We start from the raw sequence: 15,225 nt of genomic DNA, 5'->3' as shown, positions 1-15,225 counted from the left end.
ATCCCTTGATTGAGTCCCGCCAGGAAAGCTGCATCTGCGCGCGACCGCGGCACAGCCGTCCTACTGCAATTTTCCAGGGTTATAGTAGGTTGTCGCGGAACGTCTGCGCGACAACGTTCGGCAGCACCGGAGAATCGTATGGAGCGCCTCAGCAAGCCAATCGATGCGGACATCCCGTTGCTTGAGAAAAGCGCTGATCAGCTCGGCTATGTGGTGCCCGATCTTGAGCAAGCCATCAAGGGCTGGATAGACCAGGGTATCGGGCCCTGGCTCACGATTGGTCCGGTGGTGGTCACTGATAACAAGTATCTGGAGAGGCCCTCACGCCCGCTGATCATGTTCGGATTCTGCCAGGTCGGCGGGGTGCAGCTGGAGCTTATTCAGCCGCTCGACAATGAGCCGTCAAGCTGGCGCGCCTTTCTTGCGGCCGGAAGGAGCGGTCTTCAGCACTGCGGTTTTTGCGTCGAGCCGCACGATTACCAGCGGTCCGTCGCGCAGACCAAGGCGTGTGGCGCGACGATCCAGCAGATGATGTCTTTTTCGGGCGCCCGCTTCACCTATTTTTCCCTGCCTGCTCGCGCCGGTCCTCTGATGGAACGAATTCGTCTTGGAGAGGTGGCGCCTGAAAAAGCAAATGCAGTGCGCAATTCCATCGCGGGGGGTTGCGAGATCGTAGAACTGATCGAGCTCCAGCCCCGTATCCGCGAGATGTTCGCAAAAGTTACGCAAGCAGCGGCCACTTGGGACGGCAAGGCCAGGCCCGTTCGTCACCTGATAGGGCCTGTCGCAAAGGCAGCAATCGGTTCGCACTTGCTCCGAACTATGCGATTCCGGTGATGTATTTTCGTGGCGGCGCGACGCACGGTATGTGGCGGCATACTCGCCTTTGACGGCGGCGCATTGGCCTTGATCGCGATCCGCTGCACCGGCATCACGCCGAACGAGCGCGGCCGGTTTGCGAGGCTTGGCGGCCAAGCTCGATCCGCCGACATCGCGCGGCGATCCTTTGAAATCGATGGTTGCGGTCATGGCGGCATCGATGCGCGCGCCTGTTCGAGCGATCAATTGCGCGACGTTTCGCTGCTCTCGCTCATGCCTTGAGCTGCTCCAGCAGCGATTTGGCCTCCTTCAAGTCCAGCGTGTCGAAACCCTCGGTGAACCAACCATAGACCGGGGCGAGAATATCGTGGGCCTGCTGTCGTTTGCCCTGATCGTACCACAGCCGCGCCATGCTCACAGCCGCACGCAGTTCCCAGGACTTTGCCTGCTGCTGACGAGCGACCGCCAGCGCATGTTCGAAATATTCTTCCGCTTTCGTTGCGTTTGGGTTGGGCGACGATAGCTCGATTTCGCCTGCCATGCGCTTGATCTCGGCCTCAAACCAACTTTCCTTGGTTGTTTCTACCTGGGTCATCGCTTCGCGAATGCAGTCCCGTGCATCATCGAAGTGGTCGAGTTCAGCATGAGCGCCCGCCAGATACGACAAGCAGAATGGCACTAGCGCTGTTGCCGCCGTTGACCGACGTGCGATGATACCCGAGTCGATCACATGGACCGCGTCTGAGGCCTTCCCAGTGAGGGCCAAGACGCAACCTTGGACCACCATTCCGAGCGACCCCCAAAACAATGAACCTCTCTCGTCTGCCAGGGGGACAAGTTCATTAGCTTCGGCGCTTGCTGCCGCATAGTTTCCGCAGCAGATATGCGTAAAGGATGTATGGAACAGGGCATACATCAAAGTGGCTGCTTGGCCGATCTCGCGCGCTTCCTTGAGCGCCTGTTCAGCGTCTCTGCCTGCAGCCTCCGGGAAGCCAAGAAGCCATAGAGCCCAGGACCGATAGGATAGGGCTGCGACCCTAATGTCCTGGCCAAATCGAGCCGCCAGCGTACGATGCTCGGCGGGTTCGTAGATCGCGATCGCCTGATCGTAATGTGCCAGACTTTCTGCAAGGACGCCCGTACACGTCAGAGACGTAGCCATAATACGATGCCCAAGCATGAGCGGAACCATTGTTCCCTGCTTCTCGGCAAGCGCCAAGCACTCTGTCGCAAGGTCGAGGAGAGCGTCGCTTTTGAACTTTATATAGTTCGTGACCCAGAACCCATAGAGGACTGAAAACAGGAGCAACGGGTCTTCAGGGGGCTCTCCGAGTGACTCCGCTTGCTCGATGAAGGCGCGGGCTCGATCGAGAGATGCGATAGTCTCAGGGGCCGCGTGGCCCTTGGTGTTCATCAAGGCATTCACAAGCGCGACCTCCAGTTTGATCTGGTCGCCACGCAGCGCTGGTGTGCCCGGCAGCGTCGCAATCTGTGAAAGAGCGCGGATTAGCTGAACCGTCGCCTCTACTAGCGCTGAACGCGCTAGCGACCGCTGTCCCGCCTTGCCCCATAAGGCCGCCGCCCTCTCGATCAGCCCGGCCTCAGTGCAGTGATGTGCTAGCCGTTCCGGCTGGCTCTCGGCTGTTTCGGCGAATTGGCTTTCAATTGCTTCGGCAATGCGTGCATGGAGCGCGCGGCGGGGCTGGCGCAGCAACGTGCTATAGGACGCGTCCCGCACCAAAGCATGCTTGAATAGGTAAGTTGCATTCGGCGGCGAGCCTAACCTGAAAAGCAAACCAGCCTTTATGAGACGGTTCAGCACTGATCCCAGTTCCGCCGCTGGCACGCGCACCACCGCCGCCAGGAGAGCATGCGAAAACTCCCGGCCGATCGCCGCGCCAATCTGTGCCACTTCTTTGGCGGGGCCGAGCCGGTCGAGCCGCGACATCAATGAGGCGTGCAAACTTGCGGGGACTGCCCAGGCCGGGGACGGAATGACGGCAATCGTGCGTTCGACTGCGCCGTGGCCCTCCGCCTCCAGCACTGCCTTCGTCATCTCCTCCACGAACAGGGGGACGCCATCGGTACGTTCGATGATGTCCTGCCTGATGCCCGCCGGCAGCAGCTTGCTGCCGACTACGCCGTCGATCATGGCGCCGACTTGGTGTTTCGTCAGCCGATTGATCGTCATGGCGGTCACGTGCTGCCGCCCGATCCAGGGCGGATCGAATTCCGGGCGGAATATCACAATCATTAGCGCGCGAAGGGTCTCAATCCTGGCCACGATCCGGCCGAAAGCTTCTAGGCTCGTAGGATCGGTCCAATGCGCATCCTCAAAGATTATCAAGACTGGGCTTTGCCGTGTAAGCGCTTCTAATTGTGAGATGAGCGCTTCGAATGTTCGCTGCCTGTGCTGCTGCGGGGTCAATTTGAGGGCGGGATAGCGTCCATCATTCGGAAGCGACAGCATCTCGGCAAAGAGCGAAGCGTCCCCGATCGAGGTCGAGGTCTGAGCGAGCAGGGTATCAAGCTTGTCGAGCCTCGCGTGCAGTGTATCGTCGTGCGCCAGCCCGGCGGCACGTTCCATCTGCCCGATGATCGGATATAGCGCGCTGTCGGTGTGCTGCGGCGAGCAGACATAGCGCAAACGCGTATGCGGCTCTCCGGTGAGTCGTTCCAGAAGCGCGGCAGTGAGACGCGACTTGCCGATCCCAGCCTCACCGGCGATCAGGACCGCCTGGCCTTCACCTGTCTTTGCCCTGGCCCAACGCTGTAGAAGCAATTCGAGTTCTTCCTCCCGCCCGACGAGGGCAGTCAGGCCAGTCGCGTGTAGCGCCTCGAAGCGGCTCTCCACGGAGCTCGCCCGCAACGCCACCCAGGCCCGCGTTGGCGCGGCGATGCCCTTGAGGTCCTGCGGCCGGAGGTCTTGTAGCTCGAAGAGGTTTCCGAGCAGCCTTCGGGTGCCTTCGGCGATGACAACCGTGCTCGGCTCAGCGATCCCCTGCAGACGAGACGCCAGGTTCGGCGTCTCGCCCACCACCCCGCGTTCCTGGGCCTCGCCGGCACCAACGAGATCGCCAACCACGACCAAGCCTGTCGCGACCCCGATACGCACCCGGAGCGGCTCCTGGATACCCAGATTGCCGATCGCCTCGATGATCGCCAGTCCTGCGCGGACGGCACGCTCGGCATCATCCTCATGAGCGTGGGGATAGCCGAAATAGATGAGCACCCCATCGCCCATGTACCTGGCCACGAAGCCGTCGAACCGGGCGACCGTCTCCGCGACGCACTTATGATAAGCGCCGATTACCGAACGCAGATCCTCTGGGTCGAGCGTGGTCGAGAGCGCGGTCGAGCCAACGAGGTCGGTGAACATCACCGTCAGTTGGCGACGCTCGGCGTCGTCTCGCCGAGTTGGCTCGATATCCACGAGTGCAGAAGGTGCCGTTACGGCAGCCGAGACGTTGCTGAGATCGCGGATCGCATGCAGCATTTTCAACCGGTGGCCGAGCGAAACGCCAAGGTCTTTGAGATGTTGGTCGGTCAAGTCGGGGAGAACGGCCATATCAATGTCGTTCTCGGCGAACCTCTGCGCATACTCGGACATGCCGAGCTTTTTGAGCCAGTCCGCAATTTGTTGCACCGCGGTCACCGTGATCCGTGCGTCGCCTATCTAAGTGTTGGCCCGACGACTACAGAAAGAGATTACACAAGAAAGACCGCGAAAGCACGTCCTCACGGGCGCGGAATCGCGATACCAATCGAGCCCTGAATGCCCGCCCTGTGCGCTAGCGATTGGTATAGAGGACCAACAAATCAATGCATGACGTACCGACGCTCGACATGGAGCAGGCCCGGGCGCTATTCCGACAGTTTGCCGAATCCGTGCCCGCGCGGACCTCGGACCAGCGAATTGCTGATCGATGCGCTGGCGAAGATCGCCTGCCCGGGCCCCCCGGCAAAATTGATTTGCCGCTCGGGGCACCGGACCGTTCTCTGGAAGTCGACGACCTTGCTTCACGCAGTCGATGCAGATGAACACCGCATCGATCCAACCGCATCGATCCAAGAGCGCAGCTGCGTCCGCCCACACCCGCCGCAGTAGCAAACATGTTGCCCGCTAGACTAGGCAAATCCGCCGAGGCGCTTGGCGATGCGGTGCGGATGGCAAGTGATTTTGCTCAGCGCGTCGACATTGTCGAGCGCTGGGTCGGGTCGATGCTCGAAAGCGGCACGCAGGACTGCGCGATCGGCCTCTCGTCCCGGATGATGGTCGCCGCCGGCGGCCGCGCGCGGATCAAGGACTGTGTTGCAAAATCCGGCCTTAGCCAGTCAATTCCAGCGCCGGTTTGCGACGCAAGTCGGAATGGCACCAAAGCTGTTCGCACGCACCATCCGGGTTCGACCGGGCGCTGGCGTCTCGTCGCAATACCCCGAGCCGTTCGTGGAAGGATATCATCCACGAACTCGGTTATTTCGACCAGGCCGATTTCATCCGCGAACGCCACGCCTTTGCCGGTCTGCCGCCTGGCGGCTTCGTCGGCGAGTGGGACAACATCTTTTTTCCGGCGGATGACTGAAATTTACAAGCGCACTTCTGGGTCCTCGCGCTAGGTCTGTCGTCAATCGAGCTGCGGGAGAGCGGTTGTCATGTTGACGAATCTGGCGCGCTTCAATGCCATCATAGAGCGCGGCTTTTCCCAAGGCGACCTCACGGACGCGGACGAAATCTGCGCCGAGAACCTCGTCGAGCGCGAGTATCTGTCGCCCACCGATATTCCCGGTCCGCAAATCCTGAAGGCGCAAATCGAGGATGCGAGGCGTAGCATCAGGGATCTGACACTTGCGGTCGAAGCGGTCGTGGAGGCTGGCGATACTGTGTGGGCACGCAGCAAGGCAACGGGCGTCGATCCACGCTCGGGCAAGCCAGTCGCCATTGATGTCATGGACATCTGCCGCTTTGCCGACGGCAAGCTCGTTGAGCGCTGGGGGGTGCCGGACCGGTTTGCGCTTCTTCATCAGGTTGGAGCGCTGCCGCCACGCAAATAGGTCGAATGGGCCCATTTGAGTCGAAAAAAAATCCCGTAACCAATGGCCTCCTTTCAGGCGCCCCTCCGAACTAATCGATCCGCGATTCCTTGGAAATCAGCCAAATCAACTCGCGATTCAATGGAATCCCGCGAGATCGCACCACAATTCTTTGGAATTCGACTCGTGAATCGTTGGAATCGAATCGGACCCAATTTGGCGCGACAGTGGTTGATTTGCTTGGTGGGCCCGGCAGGACTCGAACCTGCAACCAGACCGTTATGAGCGGCCGGCTCTAACCATTGAGCTACAGGCCCCGCCGCGAGACGGCCGCGGAAACGCGCGGCCGGCAACGGTGCGCGGTTCGTTTACAGGGATGGAGGCGGGGGTGCAATGCTGGCTCTGGCGTAAGGGAACGCCGAAGCAGTACCGCGTGTAATTTTTGAATAACCGAAACTGGCGATGATGCACTCATACGCCTGTTTTGCCCGACGAGTCAAATGGCCCTCGCGAGGAGCCATTTTTCATCGTGCGTAACCCCTTGTAATCGCTGGCCTGTTCTACGGTGCATGGGGTTGTTTTCGCAGTTATTGTGTTGAGGGAGACCCTTGGGTCCCCCGAACGTCTTGCCAGCGGGCGGACGAAGCCGGCCGCGAGGTCTGCCTAGTCCACCGAAACCCCGGCGAACTCCACCACCTTCTTCCACTTCTCGGTCTCATCCGCGACCAGCTTGCCGAACTCGGCGGGCGTCATTGGCTTCGGGATGCCGCCATTCTCGGTCAGCCGCGCGATGACCTTCGGGTCCTTCAGGGCTTCGCCGACGGCCTTGTTGAGGATCTCGATCACCTCGGGCGGCGTGCCCTTCGGCGCGGAGATGCCGTAGAAGCCGACCGATTCGAAGCCCGGCACGGTCTCGGCGATCGCCGGCACGTCGGGCACGGTTGGCCAGCGCTGCGGCGAGGTGACGCCGATGGCGCGGACAGTGCCACCGCGCGACTGCTCGAGCGCGGAGGGAAGGTTGTCGAAGATCAGCTGCACCTTGTTGGAGATGATGTCGGGGAAGGCGATGGCCGAGCCGCGATAGGGCACGTGCACCATGTCGCACTTGGTCATCACCTTGAAGAGCTCCGCCGACATGTGCACCGAGGTGCCGTTGCCGGACGAGGCAAAGGAGATCTTGCCGGGATTGGCCTTGCAGTAGTCGATGAACTCCTGAACCGTCTTCACCGGCATCGCATTGGAGACGACCAGCATGTTGGTGAGCTGCATGATGCTCGCGACCGGCACGGTGTCGCGCAGGAAGTCGTAAGGCAGCTTCTTGTAGAGCGAGGTCGAGATCGCGTTGTTGGGTGCGACAAACAAGAGCGTATAGCCGTCGGGCGCTGCGTTGATCGCGGCGGCGGCCGCGATGTTGCCGCCGGAGCCGGCGCGGTTCTCGACGATGAATTGCTGGCCGAGGCGATCCGAGAGCGCCTGCGCCATGATCCGCGCCACGATGTCGACCGGGCCACCGGCGGCGAAGCCGATCATCCAGTGCACGGGGCGGTCGGGGTAGCCGGCGGCGGAGGCGGGAGGGGAGGCGTTGAGAAGAGTTGAAAGGAACAGCAGCCCAAAAACAGTGTTACGCAAAATTCGCAACATGACGTCTCCCATTGTTCTATTGTCGTTGGGCTGCATGCTTTCACAAAAACCGCCCGCTGCCTACATCGCCGCAAGTCGATGTTGACGCGGGGCGGTCGGGACTCATCATGAGATTCGCAATCACAATCCTTCTCGGCGCGGCGCTGCTCGCAAATCCACTCGCAAGCCCCGCCGCTGCTCAAACCGGAGGCAAGGCCATTCCGACCACGACACTCAGCCTGGGCACCGCGACGCCCGGCGGCGGCTTTCCGCTCTATGGCAATGCCTTTGCGGAAGCGATGAACGCGGCCGATCCGCAAATCACCATCGCGCCCCGCAACACCAAGGGCAGCAACGAGAACATTCCGCTGCTGGAGAAGGGCGAGCTCGATCTCGCGCTGGTCGCGGGCGAGCCGGCCTACGAGGCCTTTGCCGGCATCGGCCGCGCGCCTGTGCGGTTGAAGATACTCACCGCGATCTATTCCAACCCCGGCATGTTCGTGGTGCGGGCGGACAGTCCGTACAAGACCATTCGCGATCTCGTCGGCCAGCCCGTCGCGTTCGGCGCCAAAGGTTCGGGCCTGCCGATCCTGGCGCGCTACGTGCTCGATGGCCTCGGCCTGAAGCAGGACGAGGATTTCAAGGCGATCTATCTCGACCGCGCCGGCGATGGCCCCGCGATGGTCGAGGATGGCCGCGTCGTCGCGTTGTGGGGTGCCGGCATCGGCTGGCCCGGCTTTGCCGCGGTGGCATCGAGTGCGTCAGGCGCGCGCTTCATTGCGCCGACCGCTGAGGAGATCACGCGCATTCGCGCCAAGCATGCGTTCCTGAAGCCGCTCACCGTGCCGGCCGGCTCCTATCCGAAGCAGGCCGAGCCGATCGCCTCGCTCGGCTCGTGGAGTTTCGTCCTCACGCGCGAAGACCTGCCCGATGACGTCGCCTATCGTCTCGCGAAGACGCTGCACGGCGCCGAGGCGACGTTCTGCAAGCAGCTCGCGCAGGCCTGCGAGACCACGGCGTCGAACACGGTCGCGGCAGCGCCGAAGCCGGAGCTGATCCATCCGGGCGTGAAAAAATACTTCCGCGAAATCGGTGTCATGAAATAGGACGCGACTGCATCGACAATCGTCGTGCCCGGGCTTGTCCCGGGCATCCACGTTCTTGGCGCCGTACGAAAGATCGTGGATGGCCGGGACAAGCCCGGCCATGACGACGACCTCTCGCTACAGCATCACTTCTTCACCAGCGGACACGCCGGGTCCGGTGGGCCAAACGCCTTGTCGCCCGAGATGGTCGTGAGGATCTTGTAATAGTCCCACGGATATTTGCTCTCCTCCGGCGTCTTCACCTGCACCAGCCAGAGATCGTGCACCATCAGATTGTCCTCGCGCAGTTTGCCGTTGCGGGCGAAGAAATCCTCGATCGGTTTTTCCCGCATCTTGGCCGCGACCTTGAGCGGATCGTCGGTGCCGGTCTCCTTGATGGCGTTGAGATAGTGCATCACGCTCGAATAGACGCCGGCCTGCCACATCGACGGCATCTTGTTCATCTTGGCGAAATAGCGCTTCGACCATTCGCGGGTCTTGTCATCCATGTCCCAGTAGAACGACGTGGTCAGCAACAGCCCTTGCGCCGCCTGCAGGCCGAGGCCGTGGATGTCGGTGATCAGCGCCAGCAGCGCCGCCATCTGCTGGCCGCTCTTGAACACGCCGAACTCCGAGCCGGTCTTGATCTCGTTCATGTTGTTCGGGGGACCGGCGGCAATGCCGATGATCTTGGCCTTGGAGGCCTGCGCCTGCAGCACGAAGGAGGAGAGGTCGGGGGTTGCCAGCGGCGGCCGCACCGAGCCCAGCACCTTGCCGCCATTGGCGGTGACGACGCTGGAGGCGTCGCGCTCCAGCGAATGGCCGAAGGCGTAGTCGTCGGTGATGAAGAACCAGCTGTCGCCGCCGCGCTTCACCACCGCATCCGCAGTGCCGACCGCGAGTGCGCGGGTGTCGAACACCCACTGGATCGCGTAGGGCGAGCAGAACTTGCCGTGGAAATCCGCCGTGCCGGTGGAGTGGGTGATGAACAGCCGCTTCTTCTCGTTGGCGACGTTCTGCACCGCGAGCCCGACCGCGGAAACCGGCACGTCGACGATCAGGTCGACCTGGTCGACATCGTACCAGCGCCGCGCGATGCCGCCGCCGATATCGGCCTTGAGCTGGTGGTCGCCGATCACGATGCTGATCGGCTTGCCGAGCACCTTGCCGCCGAAATCGTCGATCGCCATCTGCGCCGCCGTCACCGAACCCTGGCCGGTCGGCGCGGAGGCGGGGCCGTTCATGTCGGTGAGCACGCCGATCTTGACGATGTCGTCGGAAACCTGCGCCGACGCCGTACCCGGCAGCAGCGCCGCCGCCAAGAACGTCGCTGCAAAGCCGGCCGCGACCGGAAGTCCAAATCTCGTTGGATTCACGCTTGTCCTCCCCTGATCCGGCTCGTTGGCCGGTGTTGCCCGGGTATGGCCCGGCTGAATTGGTTTCTTTTGCAACTATTTGGGGGCGGGCGTCAACGTCAGGCCGCGAAGCGGATCTGTCCCGCCGGCGAGGGATCGTAGCCGGTCAGCTCCTCGGCGCGCTGTCGCAGCCGTCTTTCGCTGAGGAACCGGATCAGGGCCTGCATCGGCGGGCGGAAATAGCTGCGTTGCCGCATTGCGAGATCAAAATTCTCCCAGACCAGCGGCACGAAATCGAGCCCGGCCGAGCGCGCCGCCGCACGCGTCGCGATTCCGCAATCGGCTTGTCCCGCGCGGACGATCTCGGCGAGATCCGGCCCGGTGAGCGCCGGTGTCTCGATCCGGCGCAGATCGCGCGTCGAGGCGCCGGCGCGCTTCAACAGCACGTCGAGCAGCATCTGCGCGCCTGTGCCCTGTTGTCGCATCGCCATCCTGACACCGAGCGCAAGCACGTCGGAGAGGCCGCGCAGGCGTTTCGGATTGCCCGGCGGCAGCACGAGACCCTGCTCGCGGCGCACGAATGCGACCAGCACCGCATCATGCAGGTCAGGCGCGTCACGCAGCGTCGTCGCACTGGCGTCGGAAGCAAGATTGCCGTCGGCCTCCAGGCTGTGGAAGTGCACCGCCGCCGCCATCACCTCGTCGCGTTGCAAGCGCTCGAGCCCGCGCGCGCTGCCCTCGCTCATCGATCCCAGGCCCGAGCCGGATTCACGCAGGCTCCAGTCCAAAAGCTCGTCCTGGCTGCCGCCCACGACCGGCGGCGGCTCCGCAGTCAGCATGCCGGCCGGCCGCGCCAGTCCCGACAGGACCCAGAGGTCGAGCTCGTGCCGCGGGAAGAGCCACTTCCCGGTCACCTTGGTGCAGGGGATCGCGCCAGTGGTGACGAGTTCGTAGAGCTTGCGTTCGCCGAGCCGAAGGTAGTCGGCGGCTTCGCTGGTCGTCAGGAATTCCATCCTGCATTCCTATGCAAATTCTTGCTTCTTTTTGGCGTTCGACGCAGGTGGAATTCTGCATTTCAATTTACGTCCGGCAGGACCATGCCCGATCATCTCGCTGCTTTGCAACACATCCTCACGCGCGATCTCTGCTTTGGTGAACGATCCTGAAGCACCCGCGTGGCGCGGGCCTTGCGGCCGTCGCGCTCGCAATTGCAATGGGCGCACCGCGCGAGCCGCATTGCCGAAATGTCCCGAGTGGGGAGCGCAACGCGCAAACGCGTCACGAGTGTGGCGCAATCGATCATCATCATGATCGCGTCTTAGCCAATGGGAACCCGATCATGGTCGTCCGCCGCCTGTCCGTTGCACTCGCGCTTCTCTGCGGCCTCGCCGCGGGCGTGGCGGCGTCATTTGCGGAGGACCGCGCGATCGTGCTGGCCTCGACCACGGCGACACAGGAGTCCGGCCTGCTCGATCATCTGCTACCGATCTTCCGCGAGAAGACCGGCATCGAGGTGACGGTGATCGCGCGGCGTGCCGATGAAGTGCTCGACGGCGCGCGCAGGGGCGAAGTCGACGTCGTGCTGATGCACGCACGGCCGCAGGAGGAGAAATTCGTCGCCGACGGTTTTGGCGTGAAGCGTTTTGACGTGATGTACAACGACTATGTGCTGATCGGACCGAAGAACGATCCCGCCGCCGTGAAAGGCAAGGACATCGCCACCGCGCTGAAGGCGATCGAGGCCAAGGGCGCGCCGTTCGTGACGCGCGGCGATCGCTCGGGCACCCATGGCGCGGAGCTCGCGCTCTGGATCGTCGCCGGCATCGATATCGCCGCTGCCAAGGGCGCATGGTATCGCGAAGTCAAGCAAGGGATGGACGCAGCCCTCGACGCGGCGCGCACGGCGAACGCCTATGTGCTGTCCGACCGCGGCAGCTGGATCGCCTTCAAGGATCGCGGCGATCTCGACATCGTCGTGGAAGGCGACAAGCGGCTGCTCAATCAGTACGGCGCGATGCTGGTGAATCCGGAAAAGTTTCCGGACGTGAAGAAGGAGCTGGGGCAGACCTTCGTCGACTGGCTGATTTCGCCGGAGGGGCAGGCGGCGATCGCCGGCTACAAGGTCGACGGACAGCAGCTGTTCTTCCCCAATGCGGCCAAGTCCGGCGGCTGAGCTTCGCGTTGCCAGCGGTTGCCAAACCGGGCGATGCATGGTCCATCATGGCGCATGACCCAGCGCCTGCCGCCAGCACTGACGCCGCTCGACACTGCGCTCGCCGCGTTGCTGCGAGGCGTTGATCCGATCGCGACGATCGAGTTGCCCCTGGCGGAGGCCGCCGGCTGCATCGCGGCAGGGACGCCGCTGCTTGCGGCCTGTCCGTCGTGCGACATCGCCGCTGCGGATGGCTGGGCGCTCTGCGCCAACGATATTGTCGGCGCGTCCGCCTATTCGCCGCTGCCTCTGACGACGGCGCCCGTTTGGGTCGATGCCGGCGACGCGATGCCGCCGGGATGTGATTGTGTGCTCGATGCCGACGCAGTCGAGGTGTCGGGTCCACTCGCCCAAGTGCTGGCGGAGGGCGTGCCCGGACGGGGCGTCAGGCGTGCCGGAAGCGACATTGCCGGGCGGGCGCCCGCCGTGGCAGAAGGGCATTTGATCCATCCTGCCGCCTTGCTGCTCGCGCGCACCGCCGGTGTTGAAAAGCTGAGCGTACGGCGGCCGCGGCTGGGCATCGTCAACGTGCCGGGTGCGGCCGTGACGGCGCACATGATTGCCGAGATCGCGCGCGCGGCAGGGCTGCAGGTGCAAGCGCGCGAAGCTGCCGCGCGAGATGCGGCATCGATCGCGGAAGCGCTCGGCGATCTCGCCTGCGATCTCGTCGTGACGGTCGGCGGCAGCGGCGCAGGCCGCCGGGATGCCGCGGTTAGCGCGCTGGCCCGGCATGGTGACGTGCTCGCCCATGGCCTCGCGCTCCAGCCCGGACGCACCGCCGCGGTCGGGCGGCTCGGACCGGTTCCAATCGTCGCGTTGCCCGGCTCGCCCGATCATGCGCTTGCCGCCTGGCTCGCGCTCGTGCTGCCGCTCGTCGATCGGCTGTCGGCGCGGCAGTTACGCCGCCGCATGACCTTGCCGCTTGCGCGAAAAATCGCATCCAGTGTCGGCATCGCCGAAATCGCCCTGCTGGCCGAGGAACATCATGCGTGGCTCCCGCTTGCGGTGGGGGAATGGCCGCTTCAGGCCATTGCCCGGGCCGATGCATGGCTGCTCGTTCCCGCCAGCCACGAGGGATTTGCGGCAGGAACGCCGGTCGATGCCTATCTGATGCGGGAATGATATGGGTTTGGCATGACGATGATCCCGCAATCGCAAGACCGTAGCGCGCTCGAACAGGAGCAGTTCCTCCAGATCCTCTCGCGCGAGGACGCGCTGGCGCGCTTTGAAGCTGCGTTGTTCCCGCGCGCGGTCCCGAGCGAGACGCGCAAGCTTGCCGATGCGCTCGGCGCGGCGCTGGCCGAAGACATCACGGCGCCCCTCGACGTTCCGCCGTTCGACCGTTCCAACGTTGACGGCTTTGCCGTGCGCTCGGCCGATCTCGCCGCGGCCGGCGAAGGCGCGCCCGTTCGCCTTGCGCTGAACGGCGAGACCATTCACTGCGGCACCGCGCCGAAGCTGCAAGTGGCGACAGGAACCGCAACGCCGATCGCAACCGGCGGGCCGCTACCGCGCGGCGCCGACGCCGTCGTCATGGTGGAGCACACCCAGCCTGCCGGATCCGATGCGATCGACGTCCGGCGAGCCGTCTCGCCGGGACAGTTCGTGTCCTACGCAGGCTCCGACATCGCGCGCGGCGAGGCGCTGCTGCGCGCCGGCACGATCATCGGCTCGCGTGAGATCGGCATGCTGGCGGCTTGCGGCATCGCCGAGGTGACTGTCGCGCGTAAGCCGCGTGTTGCCGTGATCTCCACCGGTGACGAATTGGTTCAGCCCGGCGAGGCGCTCGCGCCGGCTGCGATCTACGACACCAACGGCGCCATCGTCGCTGCCGCGATCGACGAGAATGGCGGCGAGGCGGTGTTCCTCGGCGCCATTCCCGACGATGAGGCAAAACTCGAAGCCGCCATGCGCCGCGCGCTGGCGGACGCCGACATGCTGGTGCTCTCGGGCGGCACCTCGAAGGGCGCGGGTGACGTGTCCCATCGCATCATCGGCCGGCTCGGCCAGCCTGGCATCCTCGCGCATGGCGTCGCACTTAAACCCGGCAAGCCGCTGTGCCTTGCGGTGTGCGACGGCAAGCCCGTGGTGATCCTGCCGGGCTTCCCGACCTCGGCGATGTTCACCTTCCACGACATGATCGTGCCGGTGCTGCGTCGGATGGCCGGGCTGCCGCCACGCTCCGATGCCAAGGTAAGCGCGACCGTGCCGGTGCGCATCGCCTCCGAGCTCGGCCGCACCGAGTTCGTCATGGTCTCGCTGGTCGGCGGCAAGGACGGCCTGATCGCCTATCCCTCCGGCAAGGGGTCCGGTGCGATCACGTCGTTCGCGCAGGCCGACGGTTTTCTGCGCATCGACGCGCTCGCCGACCAGATGCCGGCAGGGACCGACGCCGAGGTGACGCTGTTCACGCCGCATGTGCGGGTGCCCGATCTCGTCATCGTCGGCAGCCATTGCACCGGGCTCGATCTCGTCACGGCGCAACTCGCGCATGCGGGGCTGACCGTGCGCTCGATCGCGGTCGGCAGCCTCGGCGGACTCGCGGCGGCGAAGCGGGGCGAATGCGATCTCGCGCCGATCCATCTGTTCGACGACAAGAGCGAGACCTACAACACGCCTTACCTCGTTGAGGGGCTCGAGCTCGTGCCGGGCTGGCGGCGGATGCAGGGCATCGTGTTCCGCAAGGGCGACAAACGTTTCGAGGGGCTCGGTGCGAAGGAAGCAGTTGCCGCCGCGCTCGCGGACCCCGCCTGCATCATGGTCAACCGTAACCAGGGCGCCGGCACGCGCATCCTGATCGACCGGCTGCTCGGCGGTGCGCGCCCGGAAGGTTACTGGAACCAGCCGCGCTCGCACAATGCCGTGGCTGCGGCTGTCGCGCAGCACCGTGCCGACTGGGGCATGACCATTGCGCCGGTCGCCCATGCGGTCGGTCTCGGTTTCATTCCGCTCGCGGAAGAGCATTATGATTTCGCGCTGGTGACAGCGCGCAAGCAGCGGTCGGCCGTCCAGGCCTTTCTCGACGCACTCGGCTCGGACGAGGCGCGTACGGCGCTGGAGCGGGCGGGCTTCCGGCCTGCGTAGATCGACGACGCGGCGTTCA

At 63.9% G+C, this 15,225-nt stretch carries 12 protein-coding genes and 1 tRNA gene; 8 read left to right on the top strand and 5 right to left on the bottom strand.

Annotation, left to right across the window (positions count from 1 at the left end; translation table 11 throughout):
- The first annotated feature begins 138 nt into the window (after positions 1-138).
- The gene (locus AB7G19_RS34460; protein ID WP_085402185.1) at positions 139-837 is read left to right on the top strand and encodes a VOC family protein; all 699 of its coding nucleotides are present in this window, start codon (positions 139-141) and stop codon (positions 835-837) included.
- A 9-nt stretch (positions 838-846) separates the two neighbouring features.
- Entirely contained in the window at positions 847-1,101 is a 255-nt protein-coding gene (locus AB7G19_RS34455) for a hypothetical protein (protein ID WP_085402184.1), read from the top strand.
- Here the strand turns inward: AB7G19_RS34455 and AB7G19_RS34450 are convergent.
- Positions 1,091-4,465 carry an adenylate/guanylate cyclase domain-containing protein gene (locus tag AB7G19_RS34450; protein ID WP_144030779.1) on the bottom strand — a complete coding sequence of 1,125 codons (3,375 nt, stop codon included), beginning with the start codon at positions 4,463-4,465 and terminating at the stop codon, positions 1,091-1,093. The genes AB7G19_RS34455 and AB7G19_RS34450 overlap by 11 nt on opposite strands.
- Before the next feature lie 706 nt (positions 4,466-5,171).
- Between AB7G19_RS34450 and AB7G19_RS34445 the strand changes: the two genes are divergently transcribed.
- Complete coding sequence (locus AB7G19_RS34445) at positions 5,172-5,402, top strand: hypothetical protein (protein WP_085402182.1); 231 nt, start codon at positions 5,172-5,174, stop codon at positions 5,400-5,402.
- Positions 5,403-5,472: 70 nt separating this feature from the next.
- The gene (locus AB7G19_RS34440; protein WP_085402181.1) at positions 5,473-5,871 is read left to right on the top strand and encodes an ester cyclase; all 399 of its coding nucleotides are present in this window, start codon (positions 5,473-5,475) and stop codon (positions 5,869-5,871) included.
- A gap of 220 nt (positions 5,872-6,091) precedes the next feature.
- On the opposite strand, the gene AB7G19_RS34435 is transcribed toward AB7G19_RS34440, so the two are convergent.
- Positions 6,092-6,167 (bottom strand) — tRNA-Ile (locus AB7G19_RS34435).
- Between the two features lie 346 nt (positions 6,168-6,513).
- The gene (locus tag AB7G19_RS34430; protein WP_085402202.1) at positions 6,514-7,491 is read right to left on the bottom strand and encodes a Bug family tripartite tricarboxylate transporter substrate binding protein; all 978 of its coding nucleotides are present in this window, start codon (positions 7,489-7,491) and stop codon (positions 6,514-6,516) included.
- A 107-nt stretch (positions 7,492-7,598) separates the two neighbouring features.
- Here AB7G19_RS34430 and AB7G19_RS34425 point away from each other — a divergent pair, with 107 nt between their 5' ends.
- Positions 7,599-8,576, top strand: a complete 978-nt coding sequence (locus AB7G19_RS34425; RefSeq protein WP_085402180.1) for a TAXI family TRAP transporter solute-binding subunit — start codon at positions 7,599-7,601, stop codon at positions 8,574-8,576.
- Positions 8,577-8,701: 125 nt separating this feature from the next.
- On the opposite strand, the gene AB7G19_RS34420 is transcribed toward AB7G19_RS34425, so the two are convergent.
- Both AB7G19_RS34420 and AB7G19_RS34415 read right to left on the bottom strand, forming a co-directional pair.
- Positions 8,702-9,931, bottom strand: coding sequence for an ABC transporter substrate-binding protein (locus AB7G19_RS34420; RefSeq protein ID WP_085402179.1), 1,230 nt, complete (start codon positions 9,929-9,931; stop codon positions 8,702-8,704).
- 98 nt (positions 9,932-10,029) lie between these two features.
- Entirely contained in the window at positions 10,030-10,923 is an 894-nt protein-coding gene (locus AB7G19_RS34415; RefSeq protein WP_063985273.1) for a helix-turn-helix transcriptional regulator, read from the bottom strand.
- 326 nt (positions 10,924-11,249) lie between these two features.
- On the opposite strand from AB7G19_RS34415, the gene AB7G19_RS34410 reads away from it, so the two are divergent.
- Genes AB7G19_RS34410 through AB7G19_RS34400 form a run of 3 tightly spaced genes read left to right on the top strand, consistent with a single transcriptional unit; the run spans position 11,250 to position 15,206 of the window.
- Positions 11,250-12,083: a substrate-binding domain-containing protein gene (locus AB7G19_RS34410; protein WP_085402178.1), complete on the top strand. Its 834-nt coding sequence runs from the start codon at positions 11,250-11,252 to the stop codon at positions 12,081-12,083.
- Positions 12,084-12,137: 54 nt separating this feature from the next.
- On the top strand, positions 12,138-13,244 hold the full coding sequence (locus tag AB7G19_RS34405) for a molybdopterin-binding protein (protein WP_085402177.1): 1,107 nt from the start codon (positions 12,138-12,140) through the stop codon (positions 13,242-13,244).
- Positions 13,245-13,256: 12 nt separating this feature from the next.
- Positions 13,257-15,206 (top strand): molybdopterin biosynthesis protein, encoded by a 1,950-nt coding sequence (locus AB7G19_RS34400; protein ID WP_085402176.1) that lies wholly within the window; start codon positions 13,257-13,259, stop codon positions 15,204-15,206.
- The last annotated feature ends 19 nt before the right edge of the window (positions 15,207-15,225 follow it).

Origin of the sequence: Bradyrhizobium sp. 215_C5_N1_1, assembly GCF_052075935.1 — a bacterium.
Lineage (GTDB): Bacteria > Pseudomonadota > Alphaproteobacteria > Rhizobiales > Xanthobacteraceae > Bradyrhizobium > Bradyrhizobium barranii.
This window is presented reverse-complemented; position numbering and strand designations above follow the sequence as displayed.

Excerpts from the sequence above, each read along its gene's own strand:
- AB7G19_RS34405 (WP_085402177.1), top strand. The coding sequence starts at position 12,138 with ATGACCCAGCGCCTGCCGCCAGCACTGACGCCGCTCGACACTGCGCTC.
- AB7G19_RS34440 (WP_085402181.1), top strand. The coding sequence starts at position 5,473 with ATGTTGACGAATCTGGCGCGCTTCAATGCCATCATAGAGCGCGGCTTT.
- AB7G19_RS34460 (WP_085402185.1), top strand. The coding sequence starts at position 139 with ATGGAGCGCCTCAGCAAGCCAATCGATGCGGACATCCCGTTGCTTGAG.
- AB7G19_RS34430 (WP_085402202.1), bottom strand. The coding sequence starts at position 7,491 with ATGTTGCGAATTTTGCGTAACACTGTTTTTGGGCTGCTGTTCCTTTCA.
- AB7G19_RS34410 (WP_085402178.1), top strand. The coding sequence starts at position 11,250 with ATGGTCGTCCGCCGCCTGTCCGTTGCACTCGCGCTTCTCTGCGGCCTC.
- AB7G19_RS34415 (WP_063985273.1), bottom strand. The coding sequence starts at position 10,923 with ATGGAATTCCTGACGACCAGCGAAGCCGCCGACTACCTTCGGCTCGGC.
- AB7G19_RS34400 (WP_085402176.1), top strand. The coding sequence starts at position 13,257 with ATGACGATGATCCCGCAATCGCAAGACCGTAGCGCGCTCGAACAGGAG.
- AB7G19_RS34425 (WP_085402180.1), top strand. The coding sequence starts at position 7,599 with ATGAGATTCGCAATCACAATCCTTCTCGGCGCGGCGCTGCTCGCAAAT.